This is a genomic window from Psychrobacter sp. GTC18467 (genome assembly GCF_055397455.1).
Genome location: NZ_AP038920.1, coordinates 860,039 through 880,727, shown reverse-complemented (window position 1 = coordinate 880,727; position 20,689 = coordinate 860,039). Strand labels below are relative to the sequence as shown.

The 20,689-nt window shown below is 46.8% G+C and carries 16 protein-coding genes; 7 read left to right on the top strand and 9 right to left on the bottom strand.

Annotation, left to right across the window (positions count from 1 at the left end; translation table 11 throughout):
• Nucleotides 1-34: 34 nt before the first annotated feature.
• A complete protein-coding gene (locus ACZ5XY_RS03715; RefSeq protein WP_464743085.1) occupies nt 35-1,552 on the top strand; it encodes an amidase in 1,518 nt (505 codons plus the stop codon).
• Between the two features lie 72 nt (nt 1,553-1,624).
• On the opposite strand, the gene ACZ5XY_RS03710 is transcribed toward ACZ5XY_RS03715, so the two are convergent.
• From ACZ5XY_RS03710 to dapC, 6 genes are all read right to left on the bottom strand, one after another.
• Nucleotides 1,625-2,482 (bottom strand): DODA-type extradiol aromatic ring-opening family dioxygenase, encoded by an 858-nt coding sequence (locus ACZ5XY_RS03710; RefSeq protein WP_464743084.1) that lies wholly within the window; start codon nt 2,480-2,482, stop codon nt 1,625-1,627.
• A gap of 108 nt (nt 2,483-2,590) precedes the next feature.
• Entirely contained in the window at nt 2,591-3,073 is a 483-nt protein-coding gene (gene rlmH / locus ACZ5XY_RS03705) for a 23S rRNA (pseudouridine(1915)-N(3))-methyltransferase RlmH (protein WP_464743083.1), read from the bottom strand.
• Between the two features lie 52 nt (nt 3,074-3,125).
• The gene (locus ACZ5XY_RS03700; protein WP_464743082.1) at nt 3,126-3,635 is read right to left on the bottom strand and encodes an ABZJ_00895 family protein; all 510 of its coding nucleotides are present in this window, start codon (nt 3,633-3,635) and stop codon (nt 3,126-3,128) included.
• Between the two features lie 73 nt (nt 3,636-3,708).
• Nucleotides 3,709-4,308 (bottom strand): 3'-5' exonuclease, encoded by a 600-nt coding sequence (locus tag ACZ5XY_RS03695; protein ID WP_464743081.1) that lies wholly within the window; start codon nt 4,306-4,308, stop codon nt 3,709-3,711.
• 31 nt (nt 4,309-4,339) lie between these two features.
• Nucleotides 4,340-6,286: a DUF294 nucleotidyltransferase-like domain-containing protein gene (locus tag ACZ5XY_RS03690; RefSeq protein WP_464743080.1), complete on the bottom strand. Its 1,947-nt coding sequence runs from the start codon at nt 6,284-6,286 to the stop codon at nt 4,340-4,342.
• A 111-nt stretch (nt 6,287-6,397) separates the two neighbouring features.
• A complete protein-coding gene (gene dapC / locus ACZ5XY_RS03685; protein ID WP_464743079.1) occupies nt 6,398-7,597 on the bottom strand; it encodes a succinyldiaminopimelate transaminase in 1,200 nt (399 codons plus the stop codon).
• A gap of 223 nt (nt 7,598-7,820) precedes the next feature.
• On the opposite strand from dapC, the gene ACZ5XY_RS03680 reads away from it, so the two are divergent.
• A complete protein-coding gene (locus ACZ5XY_RS03680) occupies nt 7,821-8,459 on the top strand; it encodes a hypothetical protein (RefSeq protein WP_464743077.1) in 639 nt (212 codons plus the stop codon).
• Here the strand turns inward: ACZ5XY_RS03680 and glnD are convergent.
• Nucleotides 8,456-11,194 (bottom strand): [protein-PII] uridylyltransferase, encoded by a 2,739-nt coding sequence (gene glnD / locus ACZ5XY_RS03675; RefSeq protein WP_464743075.1) that lies wholly within the window; start codon nt 11,192-11,194, stop codon nt 8,456-8,458. The genes ACZ5XY_RS03680 and glnD overlap by 4 nt on opposite strands.
• A gap of 123 nt (nt 11,195-11,317) precedes the next feature.
• Nucleotides 11,318-12,112, bottom strand: coding sequence for a type I methionyl aminopeptidase (gene map / locus ACZ5XY_RS03670; protein ID WP_464743073.1), 795 nt, complete (start codon nt 12,110-12,112; stop codon nt 11,318-11,320).
• A 459-nt stretch (nt 12,113-12,571) separates the two neighbouring features.
• On the opposite strand from map, the gene ACZ5XY_RS03665 reads away from it, so the two are divergent.
• From ACZ5XY_RS03665 to ACZ5XY_RS03655, 3 genes are all read left to right on the top strand, one after another.
• Nucleotides 12,572-13,063, top strand: coding sequence for an META domain-containing protein (locus ACZ5XY_RS03665; protein WP_464743071.1), 492 nt, complete (start codon nt 12,572-12,574; stop codon nt 13,061-13,063).
• Between the two features lie 117 nt (nt 13,064-13,180).
• Nucleotides 13,181-14,137 (top strand): Xaa-Pro aminopeptidase, encoded by a 957-nt coding sequence (locus tag ACZ5XY_RS03660; protein WP_464743069.1) that lies wholly within the window; start codon nt 13,181-13,183, stop codon nt 14,135-14,137.
• A 12-nt stretch (nt 14,138-14,149) separates the two neighbouring features.
• A complete protein-coding gene (locus ACZ5XY_RS03655; RefSeq protein ID WP_464743067.1) occupies nt 14,150-14,305 on the top strand; it encodes a DUF2256 domain-containing protein in 156 nt (51 codons plus the stop codon).
• Between the two features lie 760 nt (nt 14,306-15,065).
• Here the strand turns inward: ACZ5XY_RS03655 and metH are convergent.
• On the bottom strand, nt 15,066-18,860 hold the full coding sequence (gene metH / locus ACZ5XY_RS03650) for a methionine synthase (RefSeq protein WP_464743065.1): 3,795 nt from the start codon (nt 18,858-18,860) through the stop codon (nt 15,066-15,068).
• Between the two features lie 415 nt (nt 18,861-19,275).
• Between metH and ACZ5XY_RS03645 the strand changes: the two genes are divergently transcribed.
• Nucleotides 19,276-19,827 (top strand): fasciclin domain-containing protein, encoded by a 552-nt coding sequence (locus ACZ5XY_RS03645; RefSeq protein WP_464743063.1) that lies wholly within the window; start codon nt 19,276-19,278, stop codon nt 19,825-19,827.
• A 74-nt stretch (nt 19,828-19,901) separates the two neighbouring features.
• Entirely contained in the window at nt 19,902-20,537 is a 636-nt protein-coding gene (locus ACZ5XY_RS03640; protein ID WP_464743061.1) for a fasciclin domain-containing protein, read from the top strand.
• Nucleotides 20,538-20,689: the final 152 nt, after the last annotated feature.

Here is a 20,689-nt window from a genome sequence, read left to right as displayed (position 1 = left end):
TCAAAATAAAAAATAACCAAAAAAAGGGCGAGCCATGTTTCAAGAGTACACTCATTACGATGCGCTTGGGCTTGCCGCCCTCGTTCAATCCAAACAGGTCAGCGAAAAAGAGCTGCTTGAAGCGGCGATTTTGCAAGCCAATACGTTAAATCCAAACCTAAACGCCATCATTCACCGTTTTGATGAGCGCGCTTTTAACGCCATTAAACAAGGGCTGCCAAAAGGGATTTTTTGCGGGGTTCCTTTTTTGCTCAAAGACTTGGGATTTGATTTTGCCGGCGAACCATTAACGATGGGCAGCCGCAGCGTTTGCATTGTCCCAAAACAAGATGATGAAATCGTCAAACGCATGAAAGCTACCGGCGTGAACACCTTTGGCAAAACCAACACCCCTGAATTTGGGCTGATTATCACCACCGAACCTAAAGCCCACGGCGCGGTGACCAACCCGTTTAAAAAAGGCTTTAGCTCCGGCGGCTCGTCAGGCGGTAGCGCCGCGGCGGTGGCAAGCGGTATTGTTCCGATGGCGGGGTCGGGCGATGGTGGCGGCTCAATCCGACTTCCGGCAGCGTGGTGCGGCGTATTTGGGCTTAAGCCCAGTCGCGGTCGTAGCCCCATGGGACCTTATTTTGGTGAAGGCTGGGATGGCGCAGTTGCCGACCACGTCATCACCCGAAGCGTTCGCGATAGCGCCGCCATGCTTGATGCCATTAGCGGCAGCGAAATTGGCGCGCCGTATGTCATCGCCCCGCCTGATGGCACGTTTTTACAAGCGGCGATGCGCGCCCCAAAAAAGCTGACCATTGCCCTGCATCAAAAGCCACTTATCGTTGATACTGAGGTGGATAGCGAGGTATTAAAAACGTTGCACAAAACCGCCAAAGCCCTTGAAAATATGGGTCACACCGTTGTTCCTGCCGAGCCAAATATCAATATCGACCACTTTTGGCGCGATTTTTTTGTGGTGGTTTGCACGCATACGGCGTTTACCGTGGACAACTTAGAGCGGCAATTTGGTCGTAAGCAAATTCAAAATCTTGAACCGCAAACTCACAATATGGCACTGCTTGGGCGCTCACTGACCGCGCTTGATTTGGTTCGCGCTAAGCAAGGCTGGCATGATACTCAGTATCAAACCGGATTATTATTAAACAAATTTGACATGATACTTTGCCCAACGGTGCCAACGCCTGCGGTCAAACACGGCGTATTGCCGCCAAGCCGCGTCGATGAGCTGCTTATGCAAAGCGCCGAGATTTTAAATAAAGGGCTTGATATGGGAAAATACGCCTTTCGCTCCGGCGTCATTCAGTGGCTCAGCCATCCGGTATTAAGCAAAATGGCATTTACCATTTTGGCAAATGTCACCGGACTTCCGGCAATGTCCGTTCCCGTTGGCATGAGCAAAAAAGGGCTGCCGATTGGCATTCAGCTGATTGGTCGGATGAATGGCGAGGCGCGATTATTAAGCTTAGCAGGTGAAATGGAGCGCGCGGGACTGTTTACGCCGCCGGCTTTTGAGGTGAAAAAAAACGCCCTTGCTAACGTCTAAAGCGCGTTTGCTTAAAGGGCGTTTCATCGCGGTTTAACTTTTTATGAAAGCAGTATTAAATTAAGTCAAACGCTAATCAAAGCGGTAAATGTCCATCCCCAAGCTATGATGCGCCATGCTTTCATGAACGACGCTCACGCGCTGACCGGCGCCAAGCGCAAAAAACAGCGGCAATAAATGCTCATCGCTTGGGTGAATGTGTTTAAATTCAGGATATTGCTGCCAATCAAGGGCGGCAGGAATATTGGTTTTTAGCTGTTTGAGCAGCCAATGTTTAAACGCCAAAGCGCGCTTATCAAAGTTTTTGGCATCCCACTGCATGACTTGCAAGTTGTGAGTGATACTCCCTGAGCCAATCATTAACACCTGCTCAGAGCGCAGCTGAGCCAGTTGCGCCCCAAGCTGATAGCAAGCAAAGCTGTCAAAATGGCGCGGCAGGGAAATTTGCACGACCGGAACATCCGCTTCTGGATACAAATGCAACAATGGCGCCCAAACCCCATGATCGGAAGCTCGCATCGGATTCAGCCTTGCCTCGATGTGGCGCGCGCTTAACGCTTGAGCAATCGTTTCAGCGAGGCGTGATTGCCCTGCTGCCGGATATTGAATCTCATAAAGCGCATTTTCAAACCCCGAAAAGTCATGCCACGTCTTTGGCGCAGGGTTGCTGCTGATTTCAAGCTTTGCCGATTGCCAATGCGCGGACATGATGACAATGGCTCGCGGTTTGGGCAAGTTTTGCCCAATTCTGGCAAGGGCGTTGGTCGTTGCCGAGTGCTCGAGCGCAAGCGTTGGCGCGCCGTGCGAAATGAACAGCGCCGGAAGCTTTGCCGTATTATCAAGGGCAGATTTTCGCCCATAGCTTTCCCAAACCGCGGACAAATCAAGCGGCGGCTGATGGGATTTAGGAGTATCAGGGATTTGAGTCATAAGCGCTTGATGTGGGCAAATGGTCGTCAATTCAAGGGATTGGCTTTTATTTGGGTTGTTATTACTTTAACAGCCACGTTAATATTTATCAGTTAAATTTTGCCAAAATTAATTGCCGCGATGATACGGATGATTGTGATTGATGCTCATTGCCCGATAAAGCTGCTCCATAAGCACCACGCGAACCAAAGGATGCGGCAAGGTCAGCGCCGACAGCGACCATTTGACATCGGCGCGCTCAAGCACCGCTTTTGACACGCCATCCGCGCCGCCAATGATGAGCGCAATATCAAAGCCGTCTTGCATTGAGCCTACAAGCTTATCCGCCAAGCCTTCGGTTGACAGCATTTTTCCTTTGACATCAAGCACCCAAACCACCTCGCGCTCATGAATGGCCGCTAAAATTGCCGCGCCTTCTTGCTCGCGGTACTGCTCAAGGTTGGCATCGGACGGGTTTTTGGCGCGTTTTGCGGCGGCAATCTCAACGATTTCGGTTGCAAGCATCGGCTGAATGCGCTTATGGTACTCTTTAACGCCATCCTCAACCCATCGCGGCATCTTATGACCTACGGCTATCAGTCGCGCTTTCATGGCAATTTCCTTTTTAGTTGGCGGTTCAATTGATAATTAACATGGCAATTTTTTAAGATTTTAGCGAAAGCAAGCGATTAAACGCCCAAAGCCCAAGCCGAGCGCTGATAGCAGTGACAAGAAACATCATCACAAAAGCAACAATCAAGGGCATCGGCTGAGCTTGCGCCATCTCCAGCAATACCTCGCGGCTGATGTCGTCAAGTAACCAAAGCCAAACCGCCAACAAATAAACCGCCGTCAATACCCAAACCAAAAGCGTCCCGCTGATTGCCAATCGGTTCATCTCAAAAGTGGTCATCGGGCGTTTTTGTTTTTTGATAAATTTAAAGGTCGCAATAAACGCCGCAACAATCACCGAAACTACGGTCACCACCATGGAGTTGAGGGCAATCTTGCTTTGAATCAGCATAAAAATCGCGCTGGCAAGCACAAAGCCAATACCAAAATAAATCACAAAAGGCGCAATGGGTAGCGCTGAATTTTGCGATAGCTTTTTATTGGGCTTGCTTGATTTTGTTAAATTTTTTTGGTTATCAGAATTTACAGAAGGTGACATCATGGCGTTAAATGATCAAAAAATAGCCCGATATTGTAGCAGAATTTACCAAAGGCTGGGTGACGGCTTTTTAGTATTAGCGCATGTGCAAAAACGCCATTGCCGTCATGAGCGCATCATTGTAAGCGTCGTGGTTGCCAAGATTGGGGATTCGGTAATGCGCCAAAATCTGGGTTAAATGCTGCGAGGGCACTTGAAAATTGGGGTCATAACTGCCGGTTTTTTTGCCAAAAACTTGCGCAATGTCAATAACTTGATTGGGTAGCGGTGTTCCTAAATACGGCTTAATGAGGGGATTTAAAAACGCCAAGTCAATTTGCGGGCAAAATCCAACAATGACGCGATTGCCAATAAACGGCAATAGCAGCTCAAGCATCTCGTTATAGCTCATGCCATAAGCCACATCAGCGGCGCGCAAGCCATGAATGACAATGGTATCACGATTGGGCATTTCAGGCGGTTTGCAAATTAAGTGCAAGCCATTGCCGCTATCAATTTTATTGCCATCAATCTGAATGGCAGCAACTGACAGCAGGTGATGCTTTTTGGGATTTAGCCCCGTCATTTCGCAATCAATGGCAACCCACTGCTCAGGCAGCGGCGGCTCAAACATGGTCGCCAATTCTGGTCGCTTAAGCTTGCGTTTTTTAAACTGGCTTATGAGCTTATTTATCATCACTGCGACCTTAACTTTTAAAGAGGACAGCTTACATCAGCTCAAGCTTAAAATGTTGGCGTAACTCAAGCTTAAAGCTTTTCACCACCGATAAGCATTCTTTTAACACATCGCGCTCGATGGCGGTGAGTGTCGTTGGGTCAACTTGGCGGGCGTGCTTATCCTCGGTAATAAGCGCGACGGCTAAGCGCTGAGCCATAAAAAAATCAAGAGTTTCCGCCAGCGTTTCGGCGCGCTCTTTGCTAAAAATGTTGGCTTGAACAAGCGCTTTTAAGCGGTCTTTGGTGCTCGGCACAAAAATGTCGCGCTCAAGCGCCAAAGCGCGGATACCGTGAACCAGTGGGAAAATTCCGGCTTTTTTTAAATCGATTTGCGGGTTTGCCGTTTTTCCAAGCCTTGGGATAAAGCGCCGCCACCACAAATTAATATCGCCAAATTGCAGGGCGGCTCGCGCAAATTGGCGCACAAACATGGGGTCGGACTGCCGATGCGCCTTTTGCAAATGCTCACGAATGGCAGTTAAAAGCGCCTCATCGCCGCAAACATACTCACCATCCAAAATTGCGGACAAATAAATGGCATGGTTTGGGTCATTACTGACAAACCAATAGCGGATTTGCGCTTTAAACTCGCTCAAGGGTTTTCGCCAAAGCGGATTGTTCATCATGATGTTGCCATCACAAAGCGGGTAGCCCAATTGCGCCAACTGCTGATTAAAGCTGTCGGCAAATTTTGCCAAATCAGGATGGCTAAAGCCGTCTTTGATAATCAGCGCGTTATCTTGGTCGGTTCGCATGATTTGCTCGCCGCGACCTTCTGAGCCCATGACAATCACGCAGGTATTTTCAAAAACTTCTAAAGGCACAATCAATTGCCAAAGTTTGGTAAAGACTTGCGCATTTAGCGTTTGCACCATTCGGCTGACCACGCTGATTTTGACGCCATTTTGCTGCTGCGAGCGGATATAGCGCCCAATCAGTTCAACAGCGGTCAAAAGGCTTGGCAAATCGGTTGCTTGCTCAATTTGGACGCTGATAAGCTGTGAATGTTGGCTGATATGGGCAATCAAATCGCGCTGCCCCAAGACGCCGATAATCCAACCGGTGGCATCAACGACCGGCAGGCGGTGAATGCGGTAGCGGGTCATAGTTAACAGCGCATCGCCGATTTCTTGCTCGCTGTCCACGGTTCGTAAGTTAAAACTGGCGTAATCTTGGCAAGGCGTTATGGCGGGGTTTTTATTTTCACTGACCGCGCGGCAAATGTCGGTGTCGGTTAAAATGCCAATTTTTTGCCTAAAATTTTTATCGGCAGGGCTTTCATCATTTAAAGGCGTTGGGCGAATCAGCACGTGCTTTTGACCGGCGTTGGTCATCACTTGCGCCGCTTTTTGCAGGCTCTCGGTTGCCTTAATAATATGCACCGGCAGCAAATTGACCTCAGTGATGGGCTGAAGCATAATCTGCTGAACTTCCTCTTGAGCGCTCATTTGGTGCAAATCGGGCGCTCGCCGCTGCTGCAAGGCTTTGAGCCGTTCAGGAAGCTTGTCTGAGAGCAGCTGCCGAACCAAATGATTTTGCGCGCCGATACGGTCAATTGCCGCGCCATTCACTTGCAAAAGCAGGGTGTCCTCAAGCGCGCGGTAGCAATAGCTGAACTTATCAATAGGCACGTTTAGCCCTGTCGGCGGCGGCGCTTCATAATCAGCAGCAACGCCTTCTGGTCGCCGGCGCGCGTCAAACCAATCATTATTATTGATGTGCTCTGAATGGTCATCGCCCAAATAAACGGCAACGGTGTCGCCATTTAAGGTTTGCTCAATTTGACCTTTGAGCACCACAAAAAAGCTTTGTAAATCCTCCGCCCCAAGCGTTTCATCCGCTGCCAAATAGCGAACATGGGTATTTTTTTTAAGGCTTTGGCGCTCAGACTCGCGCAGCACATCAAACGGCGGCTGAGTGAAATCAAGCTGCGGCATTTAAGTCTCCTTTGATGCTACAATGGCAAGTGAAGCGGCTAAAATCAGCAAGTCACTTAACTATAGCATTATCTGCAACAATTAAAACCAATTCCGCAGACTGCAAAGGGTTTATTCTGACAGCAGCATTTTGATGCGCCGGATAGCCTCTAAATTTTCTTCAAGACTTGCCACCAGTGCCACGCGGATATAGCCTTTTCCTGCATTTTCGCCATTAACGTCGCGCGATAAATAACTGCCGGCAAGTGCAAAAATTCCTACTTTTTCAAACAACGCTTTGACAAACATTTCATCATCATTATTAAAGCTGTCGGGCGCTTTAATCCAAAGATAAAACCCTGCCGCAGGCATTTTTAAGTCTAATAACTCGCCAAGCTCAGCTTGCCAAAGCGCAAATTTCTCGCGATAAAGGTCGCGGTTTTGCGTCACGTGACGCTCATCTTGCCAAGCTTTGATGGATGCCAACTGATGCGGCACCGGCATCGCGCAGCCTTGATAGGTTCGGTAATTTAAATACGGCGCTAATAGATTTGCGTCCCCTGCAACAAATCCTGAGCGCAATCCGGGAAGATTTGAGCGCTTCGATAACGAATGAAATACAATACAGTTTTTAAAATCATGGCGACCAAGCGCCGCGCAAGCTTGCAGTAGCCCAATCGGCGGCTCATCAAGGTAAATCTCGCTATAGCATTCATCACTGGCAAGGATAAAGTTGTGCTTGTCCGACAACCGCAGCAAATATTCCCAATCGTCCATTGCCATCACCGCGCCGGTCGGATTGTTCGGGCTGCAAACAAACACCACCTGAGCGCGCTCCCAAATATCGGCGCAAACTGAGCGGTAATTGCCTTTGAACTGGTTTGATGGCAAGCAAGGCACAAAATACGGCTCAGCATTTGCCAAAATCGCCGCGCCCTCGTAAATTTGATAAAACGGATTGGGCATCACCACGATTGGCTTTTTAGTATTGGCATGGTCAACTGCGGCTTTAACAAAGCTAAAAATCGCCTCACGCGTTCCTAACACGGGCAACACTTGCGATTCAGGATTGACATGGGCTAAAAAAAAGCGCCGCTCTAGCCAGTGCGCGATGGTTTGGCGCAAATCAAACAGCCCATTGGTGGTTGGATATTGGCTTAATTTGTCCAAATTTTCATGTAATTCGTCCAAAACAAATTGCGGTGGCGTGTGTTTTGGTTCACCGATACCAAGCTTAATCTCAGGCAGGGCTTGGGGTTTGGCGCTATTTTCAAGCAGTTTTGCCATTTTAGCAAAGGGGTAGGGTTGTAATCGCGATAAATTGTGGTTCATAAGGTTGTCACCTATAATTGTGATACAATGTTAAACAAATGATAATTAAAGATTAATTTTAAAACTTAAGGAAAATTTTCCGTTAGAAATAATTACAAAGTAATAAATTAGCCCTCTTAATGGCGATTAAACTGCAATCATCGGGCGCTATAAACGCTCGATTGTCATCGATTCGGCGCGCTAGCAATGGCGCTGTTCTCCTGTTATCACAAGGATAACCATCATGCCCATTTTTTCGGATGACCGCCAAGCGCGCGCCGAGTTTTACCAACAGTTACAAAAGCATGAAGCGCATTGGTGGCAGACGCGTCAGCGCCTAATTTTGCTCAAAGAGCGCCACTTATTTTGGTTTGGGGATAATAGCATGATGATGTGGCTGCTTTGGCAGCTTGTGGCTTATGCCGTTGCGGCGCTGCTGATATTGTCTGCCAGCAATTTTTTTGATGTTCACATCACGTTATTGCAATATTTGGGCGTTTTTGCCGCTCAAACGTTATTTTTTATGGTCATGATGGTGTTTAAAGGTCGCCTTGCCAACCGAATGCAAAACAGCATCGAAAAAGCCGACCTTGCCCGCGAGCAAGCGCTCAATGAGATGTACATTTTGGCAAGTGATAGTATTTTCCCCGACATTCACGCCCAATCGCCCATCTCCTTACAAAGCATTCACGAGCGTTATGATGCCAATTTACGATTGGCAAGCCTGCAATGCTTACTGCAAAAAGAAATCGATGCCGGTCGCTTGTTGCTTGCTGATTATGAAATTGAAGCTAAAGTATTGCCGCCTGAAATTGCCGACCATGAGCTGTCACCACTTGCCGGCGATATGATTTATAAAAGCTTGATTGCGCAGCCAAGTTAACCGTTCTTAATAGCACCGTTGGGCGCTAAGCTTGCCATCAGCGCCGATTTTAGCGCGTCAAGCTTATCCTCGGCAAGTGGCGCATCATGTTGGTCACTGATATAAAACATATCCTCGGCGCGCTCGCCTAAGGTGGTGATGCGCGCGGCATGAACTTCAATGCGTTGCTCCAAAAACACCCGACCAATCCGCGCAAGCAGGGCAGGTTGGTCGAGGGTTTGCAAGCTCATGATATGCTGATTGCTGGCTTCATTAAATTCAAAATCAATTTGGGTTGGCACGACAAAGTGCTTGAGCTCGCGTGGAATGCGTTTTTGGCTTAATTTTGGCAAGCTTGGATTTTCAAAGGCTTTGATTAAGCGCAATTTTAACTCAAGCTGAGTGCCAAAATCGGTCAATATCGTTCCGCTGCGGTCAAGGAGCACGTAAGAATCAAGCGCAAAGTTTCGAGTTGCCGTGATGATTCGCGCATCCAATACGTCCAAATTCATCTGGTCAAAAATAGCTACGGTTGCAGCAAATAAATTGGCTTGGTTTTGGGTATAAATAAACACCTGAATGGCATCAAGCGCAAGCTCGCGGTGCTCGCGAAGAACGATTAATGGCGCACTTTCGGCGGTCGAGGCACGACCAACGGGCGGATGATTTAAAATCGCCTCGGTATGCCAAAGAATGTCCTCAGCAATCTCGCGCAAAAAATACTCATCGCCCAAATCCTCCCAAAGCCTGAGCACCTCATCACGGTTTAAATGCTGATATTGGCTATCAAGCAGCGCTCGCGCTTTTTGCCGTGTTGCGGCAATCATCTGTAAGCGGTTGGTCGGCGCGTCGATGTCAGCTCGTAAAATCCGCCGCGTTTGTGAGTACAGCTGCTTAAGTAACGTTGCCCGCCAACTGTTCCAAATCTGCGAGTTGGTGGCGTTCATATCAGCAACCGTCAGTACGTACAAATGATTTAAATGGGTGACGTTGCCAACGATATCGGCAAATTGGGTCACCACCTCAGGGTCTAAAATGTCCTTTTTTTGTGCGGTCATCGACATCAGTAAATGATAGCGCGTCAGCCAACCGACCAATTTAGCATCCGCATCAGCCATGCCGTGAGCGCTACAAAATGCCACCGCATCAATCTCGCCAAGCTGGCTGTGATTGCCGCCGCGACCTTTGGCAATGTCATGAAAAATCGCCGCCAATACCAAGATTTCTTTACGCTCAATGCGCTGAAAAATGGCGCTGACCAGCGGAAAATCCTCATAATATTTGGGGTCAGTAAAACGGTGCAGCATCCGAATCAAAAACAGCGTGTGCGCATCGACCGTATAACGATGAAATAAATCGTATTGCATAAGTCCCGTCACTTGCGCAAACGCCGGAATATAATGCCCCAAAACGCCATAACGGTTCATCGTTCGCAAGCGGTGAAACAGATAATTTTGCTCTTTGAGATTGGCTAAAAATAGCGCTTGGTGCTCAGGGTTATTTCGGTAAGCGTCATCAATGGTTTGCGCGGCGATTTTAAGCGCCCGCAGCGTTCTTGTGCGAACACGCTTGATGCCATGCTGCCCCATCAGCAAAAACATCTCCAAAATTGCCTCAGGATGCTGAGCAAACACGCGGTGATGCGCCATCGCAATTTGGTCGCCGACTTGGTTAAAATGCGCGTTTAATGGTCGCTTATCAGGGCGCTCATTTTTGGGAAGTTTGGGCTCAATAATCGTTTCAAAATAATGGTTGGTTAGCATCTCAGACAAGGTGGAAATTTGCATTGCCGATCGGTAATAATCCCGCATAAAGCGCTCAACGGCAGCATTTGGCGCGTCATCCGCATCGGCTTGATAGTCCATTTTTGTGGCAATCTCGCGCTGATAATCGAACAACAAGCGATTTTCACAGCGACCGGTCAAATCATGCAAATAATGGCGAATGCGCCATAAAAAGTTTTCAGCCGTAATCAGCGTTTCAAACTCTTTTTGGGTCAAAAATCCTTGCCGAACTAAGTCAAACAAGGTATTGACCCGAAAATAACGCTTGGTAATCCAGCCGATGATATGAATATCGCGAAGTCCACCGGGGGCGGCTTTAATGTTTGGTTCAAGGTTAAATTCGGTGGCGTTATTTTGTAAATGCCGCGCTTTGGCTTCCGCCATTTTAATCTCAAAAAAGTCTTTTGCAGCCCAAACCTCATCGACCATGGCAACTGGCGTATCTTTAAGCGCTTCATTTCCGGCTAAAAGCCGCGCTTCAAGCAAGGTGCTTGCAATCGTCGGCTCGCGAGCCGCTTGCAAGCATTCGCTTAAATTACGAACCGACAGCGCAGGCTCAAGCCCGACGTCCCAAAGCAGCGCCACTAACGCGTCTATTTTTTGATGAAAGCTATCGACTTCAGAGCTTTGATTATTTTCACTATTTTCACAATGGTCATTAAATGGTGTTAATAACAAAATATCAATATCCGAATGCAGCGCCAGCTCACCGCGACCATAACCGCCAACGGCAAACAGCGCGACATCAAATTTAGCCAACCCACAGCCAAAAAATAGCGCCAATAGCAGCTCATCAATAGCCGCCGCGCGAGCAGGAACCAGTAGCCGGATTCCAACGCCGGAATCTAGCGCTTGATTGGTTTCAAGGTGGATTTGCTCAAGCCAAGTAGTGATTAATCCTTGCCAATGATTTTGGTCGGTTGGTAATAAATCGGGCAGGGGCGAAAATTTAAAAGTAGTAAGTTCGGTCATCATCGCCCCTTGTTTATTGGTTAATATCACTTATTTAAAAATCGTTTTAACCTTAATCTACGCCAAGTTTTACCTAAAAAAAAGACCACTCATGCTAAGTAGTCTTTTTTGTTTTGCCAATACTTATTGCTTTAAAAAGCTTAAATCTTCTTCAGGTCGGGTGGTGAACACCTCACAGCCGTTGTCGGTGACCACAAGGGTATGCTCCCACTGCGCTGACAATTTGCGGTCTTTGGTGATTGCTGTCCACTGGTCGGGCAAAATCTTGGTCTGCCAAGTGCCTTGGTTAATCATCGGCTCGATGGTAAAGGTCATTCCTGTTTTTAGCTCAAACCCCGTGCCTTTTTTACCGTAATGCAGCACTTGCGGCTCGTGGTGAAACTCGTCCGAGATGCCATGACCGCAAAACTCGCGAACGATGCTAAAGCGCTCAGGCTCAACGACTTCTTGAATTGCCGCGCCGATGTCACCCAAGCGAGCGCCATTTTTGACCACGCTCATCCCCGCGTAAAGCGCGTCTTGCGCCACTTTGCAGATGCGCTCTGCCATGATTGAGCCATTGCCGACCACCCACATTTTTGAGGTATCGCCATAGTAGCCGTCTTTGATGACTGTCACGTCAATGTTGATGATATCACCGTCTTTTAAGATTTTATTTTCGGATGGGATCCCGTGGCAAACCACGTGATTGACCGAGGTACAAATCGACTTTGGAAAGCCGTTATAGTTAAGCGGCGCAGGGATAGCTTGTTGGGTATTGACGATATAGTCGTGGGCGATTTGGTTCAGCGCTTCGGTGCTGATGCCAACTTTGACGTGCTCGTCCAACATCACAAGCACGTCGCTGGCAAGCTTTCCGGCAACGCGCATTTTGTCTAAAGCATCACTTGATTGGATTAAGGATTTTTTCATTGTCATTATCGATATAAAATTGAGAAGTTATGTCGCTGCATTATAGCATAATTTGGCTTTTTTGCGGGCAAACTCCTGTAGCAAATCCGTTAGCAGCTTATTACAATGAGAGCAAGAGGGCGTACAAAATCGCTAACTTGTAACACAATATTTTATTATTTTACCTACACAACCTGCCATGACTTATTAAAACTAGTTTGCCATAATATAACCGTTGTTTTGATGGACTTTGAATGATTTTGAAAGCTTTTAAAAATCTTTAAATAATTAAAAAAATAAGAATAATAAAAACAACTTTGAAAGTAACTGATTTTAATGAACTGATTTTATTAAATAATTTTGAGGAAAAAAATTGGGCTAACGGCTCAATTTGCTATTCGTAACAAGTAAGAAATGCCAGCTAAGTTTGCAACCTGCTCGCTAAAAAATAACCGTAACACCTGCTAAAACTCTTGAGGAGCTATTATGAAAACCATGACTTCAGCACTATTTGCCGGAATCCTTACCGTAGGAACGCTTGCCGCCGCCGGCTGTCAATCCACCCCAAGCACCACCGCGCCAGTGACTCACCCCGTCACCAACAAAGACTTGCAGTCTTATAACTGGCAATTGGTAGATGCCACGCGTACTAATGGCAGCAAGGTTACTCAGCTTTTTTCTAACCCTGCCAAACCGTTGACGTTAAGCTTTTTTAACAGCAATGGCAGCAATCGCGTGACCTTTATCAACACTTGTAACAACATGGGCGCAGAATATAGCGTTGTGAACGGCAATGTTCAATTGTCAAACATGATCAGCACTATGATGGCATGTCCTGAGCCACAAGCAAGCTTTGATACCGCAACTTTAGCAACGGTGAATGGTAAATATACCCTAAACAAAAATGCTAATAATGTTCCTATCTTGACTATTACCAATAGCAACCAAGTGGCGCATTTTAAAGCCATTGCTAAATAAGCGTTAAAATAAAAATTAAAAAAGCCTCATTATTTTATGGGGCTTTTTTTATGTCAAAATGAGGGTCGCAGCAGTAAAATAATCAGCTAAAATAGACTTTTTGAAAATAATTAGAGAATGGTTGTGAACAAAATAGTTGCGGTAATGGGACTTGGTACGATGATGCTAGCAGGCTGCCAAAGCTTGCCGCAGCAAAGCGCAAAGCCGATGGTAAATCCAGTCGTCACTCAAATGCCACTGACGGATAAAAATGGCTTGATTGCGTATGTTGAGGAAGAAGGTGTCGGTGCTTCAAAAGTATCAAGCCTTTATACGATAAGTCCTGACGGCAGTCATCGCGAATTGATTGACCGCTTAAACGGTTATATTTACTCGCCGTCGTGGTCGTTTGATGGCGCAAAACTTGCCTACAGTAAGCAGGCGATGCGCGAAGCCCCAAAGATTTTTATCTATGATAAAGCCAGTAAATCGTCCAAGCTGACCGTGAGTAACAGCGGCAGTAACTTGTCGGCGGCGTTTTCCCCTGATGGTCAAAAGCTGGTCTTTAGCTCAACGATGGGCGGTAATGCCGACATTTACGAGCAGCGGCTTAGTGATGGCGCGGTTACGCAGCTAACGCGATTGCCAAGCACCGAAGTTCAGCCAAGCTACGCGGCGGATGGTCAAAGTGTGATTTACGTCAGTGACAAAGCGCGCGCCGGTCGCCCAAGGCTGTATCGGCAGTATTTAACGGCTGATGGCAAGGTCGGTCGCGTCGTTCCCATCGCAACGACTGGCTACGCGGCAAGCCCAATGATAAGCCTTGATGGTTCAAAGCTTGGCTTTTTAAATGGTAAGCAAGCGGCGGTGATGACTCTGAGCAGTGCTCAAGTCGTCAATCTTGGCGATACCGGGCTTGATGAACCAGCAAGGCTGTCGCCAAGTAGCAAATACGTGGTTTATCCGATGCAAAACGCCGCAATCAATGGTCAATCGGGAAGTAGCCTTGTCATCCGCTCATTATCTGGCAGTGGCGGCTATACCATCAGTAGCAAAACCGGCGGCGTGATTCGTGCGCCAAGTTGGGGCAGATAAAGGGGGCAACTCATGGCACATAAAAAAGTCAACTTACCGCAAAAAATCTGCCCCGTTTGCCAAAAGCCGTTTACTTGGCGCAAAAAGTGGGCAAAGGATTGGGACAATGTGGTGTATTGTTCGGAGAAGTGTCGTAAAAATAAAGATAAATCTTTAAGCGCTGATTGATTCTAAAAGCTACATGAACAATTTATATTTAAATTATTAAACAAAGATGTATGAATAGAGTGGAAAATGGTAATGTATTTTTCTATAGTGGCGTTATTTTTTTGTAATTGACACTTGATTAAAATCAAAATTTAAGAGGTAGTAAATGAAATATATATTATTTTGTATAATATTTTCGCTACTGATTACCTTATCCATAAAAGAAAATATTCTTCTAGCGAATTATATTTTAGTGCTTTTATTATTTTTCTTAATAGTAATAGAAGATATTATTATTCTAATTCTAAGCAAACGGTGGTGTCGGAAGGAAACGTCAAAGCTGAGCTACTCTTTATATAATGACCATTTAACGTTGTTTACAGCTACGACTGAGACTGCTGTGCCTAAATTTAATTTCTCTTACGAAGTAAAGGGTAAATGCTATGAAGGAGGTTTAATTACGATGTTAGGTTTTTTAATGCAGAAAAAGACACAATCGCTTTTGCGGAATCAGTAAATAAGATAGAATTCTACTATAATCCCAATAATCCTAGCAGATATTTCGTAATACGACCAAAAAATAAGATTATAGTTAATGAGAAGTATAAACTGTTATTTTTGCTTACAATAGCGATTGTTGCTTTAATATATAACTTAATTGACTAGCATTCAGTAGGAGCTATAATCAAATAAAATATTATAAGACCTAAAAAAATAGCTAATAATCAATTATTAGCCATTTTTTAGGGCAAGAATAATCGTAGAGCCTACGAAAGTAATCCTACAAATTCGGATTTAACCACTTCTCAGCCGTTTTCAAATCCCAACCTTTTCGCGCGGCATAGCTCTCTAACTGGTCGCTGCTAATTTTACCGACGTTAAAGTAAACGCTTTCCGGATGCGAGTAGTAAAAGCCGCTGACTGAGGAGGCCGGCCACATGGCAAAGCTTTCGGTCAAGCGCGTTCCAATAGCGTCCGTCGTGCCAAGCCAGTCAAACAGCTTGCCTTTTTCGGTATGCTCAGGGCAGGCAGGGTAGCCGGGGGCAGGGCGGATACCGACGTATTTTTCTTTGATGAGCGCCTCGTTATCAAGCGCCTCATCTGGCTGATAGCCCCAGTATTCGGTGCGGATGAGCTTATGGAGGTGCTCAGCAAAGGCTTCGGCGAGGCGGTCGCAAAGCGCTTGCACCATGATGGCGTTATAGTCGTCGCCTGCCGCCTTGTAGTCCTCGGCAAGCTGCTCAGCGCCGACGATGGTCACGGTAAAGCCGCCCAAATAGTCGGTATGATTGGTTGAGGGCGAGATAAAGTCGGCAAGGCTAAAGTTGGGCTTGCCGCTGGCTTTGTCGCTTTGTTGGCGCAAATGCTCAAACTGATAGGTCGCTTTGCCGCCGTGATTGGGGTCAGCGTCAAAAACGGTGATGGTATCCGCGCCGGTTCGGCGAGCAGGCATAAGGGTAAACACGCCTTTTGCGGTGATGAGCTTTTCATTGATTAATTTATCAAGCAAGGTTTGCGCGTTGTCGAACAAATCCGTTGCTGCTTCACCAACGACGTCATCTTGCAAGATTTTGGGATATTTTCCGGCAAGTCCCCACGAGATAAAAAACGGCGTCCAGTCGATAAAGGGCAATAAGTTGGCAATTGGATAATCCTCAAGCACCACTTTGCCAAGCTGATTTGGGGTCGGCGGCGCGTAGTTGTCCCAGTCAAATTGAAAGCCAAGTTCGATGGACTCAGCGTAGGACAGTTTGGCGGCTTTGGGCTGACGTTTTGCCAAGCGCTCGCGAACTTTGATATAGTCCTCGCGAGTTTCATTTATTAATTCTTGACGGTTTTCTTTAGATAACAATTTAGTGACCACGCCGACCGAGCGCGAAGCATCCGCCACGTAAATGACGGCATCATTTTGATATTGCGGCTCGATTTTGACCGCCGTATGTGCTTTTGAGGTGGTCGCGCCCCCAATCATCAGCGGCAAATCCATGCCGCGCTCTTGCATTTGTTTGGCGACATAGACCATTTCATCAAGGCTTGGGGTAATCAGTCCTGATAAGCCGATGATATCAACGTTCTCTTTGATGGCAGTATCAAGGATTTTTTCGCAAGGGACCATCACGCCCAAATCGATGATTTCGTAGCCGTTACAGCCAAGAACGACGCCAACGATGTTTTTGCCAATATCGTGAACGTCGCCTTTAACGGTTGCCATGAGGATTTTACCTTTGGCTTCGCCCTCGACTTTTTCCGCTTCGATAAAAGGATTGAGCCAAGCGACCGACTGCTTCATCACGCGCGCCGATTTCACCACTTGCGGTAAAAACATTTTGCCCGCGCCAAACAAGTCACCAACGACGTTCATACCGTCCATTAAGGGACCTTCGATGACCTCAAGCGGTCTTGGGTATTTTAGGCGTGCTTCTTCGGTGTCGGCTTCGATATAGGTAGTGATGCCTTTGACTAAGGCGTATTCGATGCGCTTTTCGACGGTATCGTCACGCCACGCCAAATCAGCGCTGGCGTCTTTTTTCTTACCATCATTTTGATAGCTTTCAGCAATGGTCATGAGCCGTTCGGTGGCGTCTTGACCCGATTCACCTTGGTTTCGGTTAAGCATGACGTCTTCAATGGCGTCGCGCGCTTCCTTTGAAATGTCGTCGTAAAGCTCAAGCATTGAAGGGTTGACAATACCCATGGTCAAGCCGTTTTTGATGGCATGGTATAAAAATACCGAGTTAATTGCCTCGCGGATGGGGTTGCCGCGAAAGCTGAACGACACGTTGGACACGCCGCCTGAGACCATGGCGTTAGGCAGATTGTCGGTAATCCAGCGCGTGGCATTGATAAAGTCCGCGCCGTAATTATTGTGCTCGGTAATTCCGGTAGCAACGGCAAAAATGTTCGGGTCAAAAATGATGTCTTCACTTGGGAAGCCAACTTCATTCACCAAAACATCATAACTGCGCTGACAAATCTCAATTTTGCGCTGCTCGGTGTCGGCTTGACCGTCTTCATCAAATGCCATCACGATGACTGCCGCGCCGTAGCGCATACATAGCTTGGCACGTTCGACAAATTCGTCGTAGCCTTCTTTTAAAGAGATTGAGTTCACCACGCATTTGCCTTGCGAGCGCTTGAGTCCTTCTTCGATGATGTCCCATTTTGACGAGTCAATCATCAAGGGCACGCGGCTGATGTCCGGCTCACCCGATACCAAGTTGATAAAGTGAATCATCGCTTGCTTGGAGTCGAGCATGCCCTCGTCCATGTTGATGTCAACGATTTGCGCGCCGCCTTCGACTTGGTCGCGAGCCACATCAAGCGCCTCGGTGTAAGCTTCGGTTTTAATGAGTCGCAAAAACTTTTTAGAGCCGGTCACGTTGGTGCGCTCGCCGACGTTCACAAACAAGCTGTCTTTAGTGATGTTAAAGGGTTCGAGTCCTGACAAGCGGCAGGCAGGCGGAATTTCGGGAATGGGGCGCGGTGGAAAATTGGCAACCATGTTGGCAATCTGGCGGATGTGCTCAGGCGTTGTCCCACAGCAGCCGCCCACGATGTTTAAAATTCCCGCTTTAGCAAAGCCTTCAAGCAGCGCGGCAGTTTCTTCCGCCGTTTCGTCATATTCGCCAAACTCGTTGGGCAGCCCCGCGTTTGGATGCGCGGAAACAAAAGTATCAGCGATGTTTGACAAGGTTTGGATATGCGGCCTGAGTGCATCTGCCCCAAGCGCACAGTTAAAGCCGACCGATAACGGCTTGGCGTGGCGGATGGAATTATAAAACGCTTCTGCCGTTTGCCCTGACAGCGTTCGCCCTGACGCGTCGGTAATCGTCCCTGAAATCATAATCGGCAATTCAAAACCGATATCTTCAAAGACGCCCGTCACCGCAAAAATCGCCGCTTTGGCGTTTAGCGTATCAAAAATGGTCTCAATCAAAATGATATCCACGCCACCTGCGATTAAAGCAAGCGTCGCCTCGCGGTAATTGAGCACCAACTCATCAAAGGTGATGTTACGAAAAGCAGGGTCATTCACATCAGGCGACAGCGAGCAGGTTCTTGACGTTGGACCAATGACACCCGCCACAAATCGCGGCTTTTCCGGCGTTTTTTGGGTAAATTCGTCGGCCACTTCGCGAGCAATTCGTGCTGCCTCTCGGTTCATCTCCGGAACCAAATGCTGCATGTCGTAATCTGCCATCGACAGCCGCGTACCGTTAAAGCTGTTGGTCTCGATGATGTCCGCGCCGGCTTGTAGGTGCGCTCGGTGAATGTCCTGAATCATTGCCGGTTGCGTCAATACGAGCAAGTCATTGTTGCCTTTGACGTCTTGAGAAATATTGGCAAAGCGCTCGCCGCGATAGTCGGCTTCATCAAGTTTATACGTCTGAATATGCGTTCCCATCGCGCCATCGAGCATCATAATGCGCTGGGTTAAAATCGCAATCAAACGCTCGCGCGCGGTGATTTGCTGGGCTTTAAAGTTAAAAACGTCCAGCGGCGTCAATTCAAAGTCGCTTGGGTTGGCAGTGGGCGTAGATTTTTGGTCGGCGGGTTTGGCGGTGGCTGTGGTCATAAAATTACTGCTTATTTCAAAGAAAAATTAGGCGATAAATTAATAAAAGAAGAGATAAAAAAAGAAGCTAAAAAGAACTAGATACTTGCCATTTTACCATGAAAATTGGGGCGCTTTATACCGAACTTTTTTGATAGACAAAACCATTGTTAATGACTAAGGCTTATAGAAATAAGTGAAAAAATCGTAAAAATGCTTAAAAAGTCATAATTTTGGCTAGAAACTAAACAAAAGTTATATTGGGCTTACAAATATTAGCGCAATTGTAGAATAATTGCCCTAGCGTTATATGCTAATTTAACTTTAGTAAAAAATGATATAAGAATGCAAATAGTTATAACAAGGTGATAACGCGTTAATAAGGTATCAAATCAACGTTCATTGATGATTACAACAACAATTAAGGAAGCAAATCATGACCTTATCAAAATTAGCAGTTGCTGGCATTATCAGCGTTGCGGTTGCCGGACTAAGTGGCTGTAACAATATGATGCCAATGAAAAAAACCACACCAATGACCTCCATGACTCCTGCAAAAACCAATATGAATTTACTTCAGGTTGCCCAAAGCAATCCTGATTTTTCACTCCTTGTCGAGGCGGTTCAAGCCGCAGGACTGACGGACGTGCTTGCCAACCCAAATGCCAACTTTACCATTTTTGCGCCAACCAATGACGCCTTTGTCCAAGCCTTGCAACAAACCGGAATGACTAAAGCTCAGCTTTTTGCCAACAAGCCGCTATTGACCAAGATTTTGGGCTATCACGTTATCAATGGCAAGATGCCAATGTATAGTCGTGATTTGAAAGTTGGTAATGTGGTGATGCTCAGCAATGACGTGTTGATGGTCACACCAAAAGGTCAATTGATGGATGAGATGGGGCGCACCACCAACATCATAAAAACTGACATTGCGGCAAGTAATGGCGTCATTCATGTGATTGACCACGTTTTAATGCCGAAGTAAATAAAGCGAGATTATTTTTACCCTTAACCTTAATTATTTTAATTTACCAACCCCATGTCCTAAAGGATACGATTATGCTAAAAAAAAGCTTACTCCCGTTATCGATTGCCGCGATGCTTGGTCTTGCGGCTTGTAGCAACAATACCACCCCTGCTGACGATACGGACGCTGCTACCACTGAGCCGGCAACGCCTGCTTCAACCACTGAAGCTGAGCCTGCGCCTGCCGTTGTTCCTGAAGAGCCCATCGATGAGATGGACCCTGCAGCGACCAACGTTTCTGAAAAAACCATTGGCGAGATTGCCGCTGAAACGCCTGATTTGAGCATCTTAACCGAAGCGCTCAAAGACGTAGGTCTTGACACCACTTTGATGTCAGAAAACGGTCGCTTTACCGTATTTGCGCCAACCAACGCCGCGTTTGAAGCGCTGTTGACCAAGCTTAATATGACCAAAGAGCAATTGTTTGAAGATAAAGAAATGCTTAAAGCCGTACTAAGCTACCATGTGATTCCAGAGCAAGAAGTCAAAGCGGCAGACATCCCTTATGATAGCGACATCAAAACCGTTAACGGTCAAAGCTTTATGATTAGCAAGGACAACATGATTACCGATGCCAGCGGCAACAAGGCAAACATCACCAAAACCGACATTTTAGCCAGTAACGGCGTGGTTCATGTGATTGACCAAGTCTTGCTACCAAAACAGTAGTTTTAAGTTTTAGTCATAAAAAAGCTTGACAGTAGGTCAGGCTTTTTTATTTGGCAGACTTTTTTATTTGGAATGTTTTACGGGCTTTATGATTGGCAATAAAAAATCCCAAGCTTGAGCTTAGGATTTTTTTGAAAGTAATGCGTTAAAGT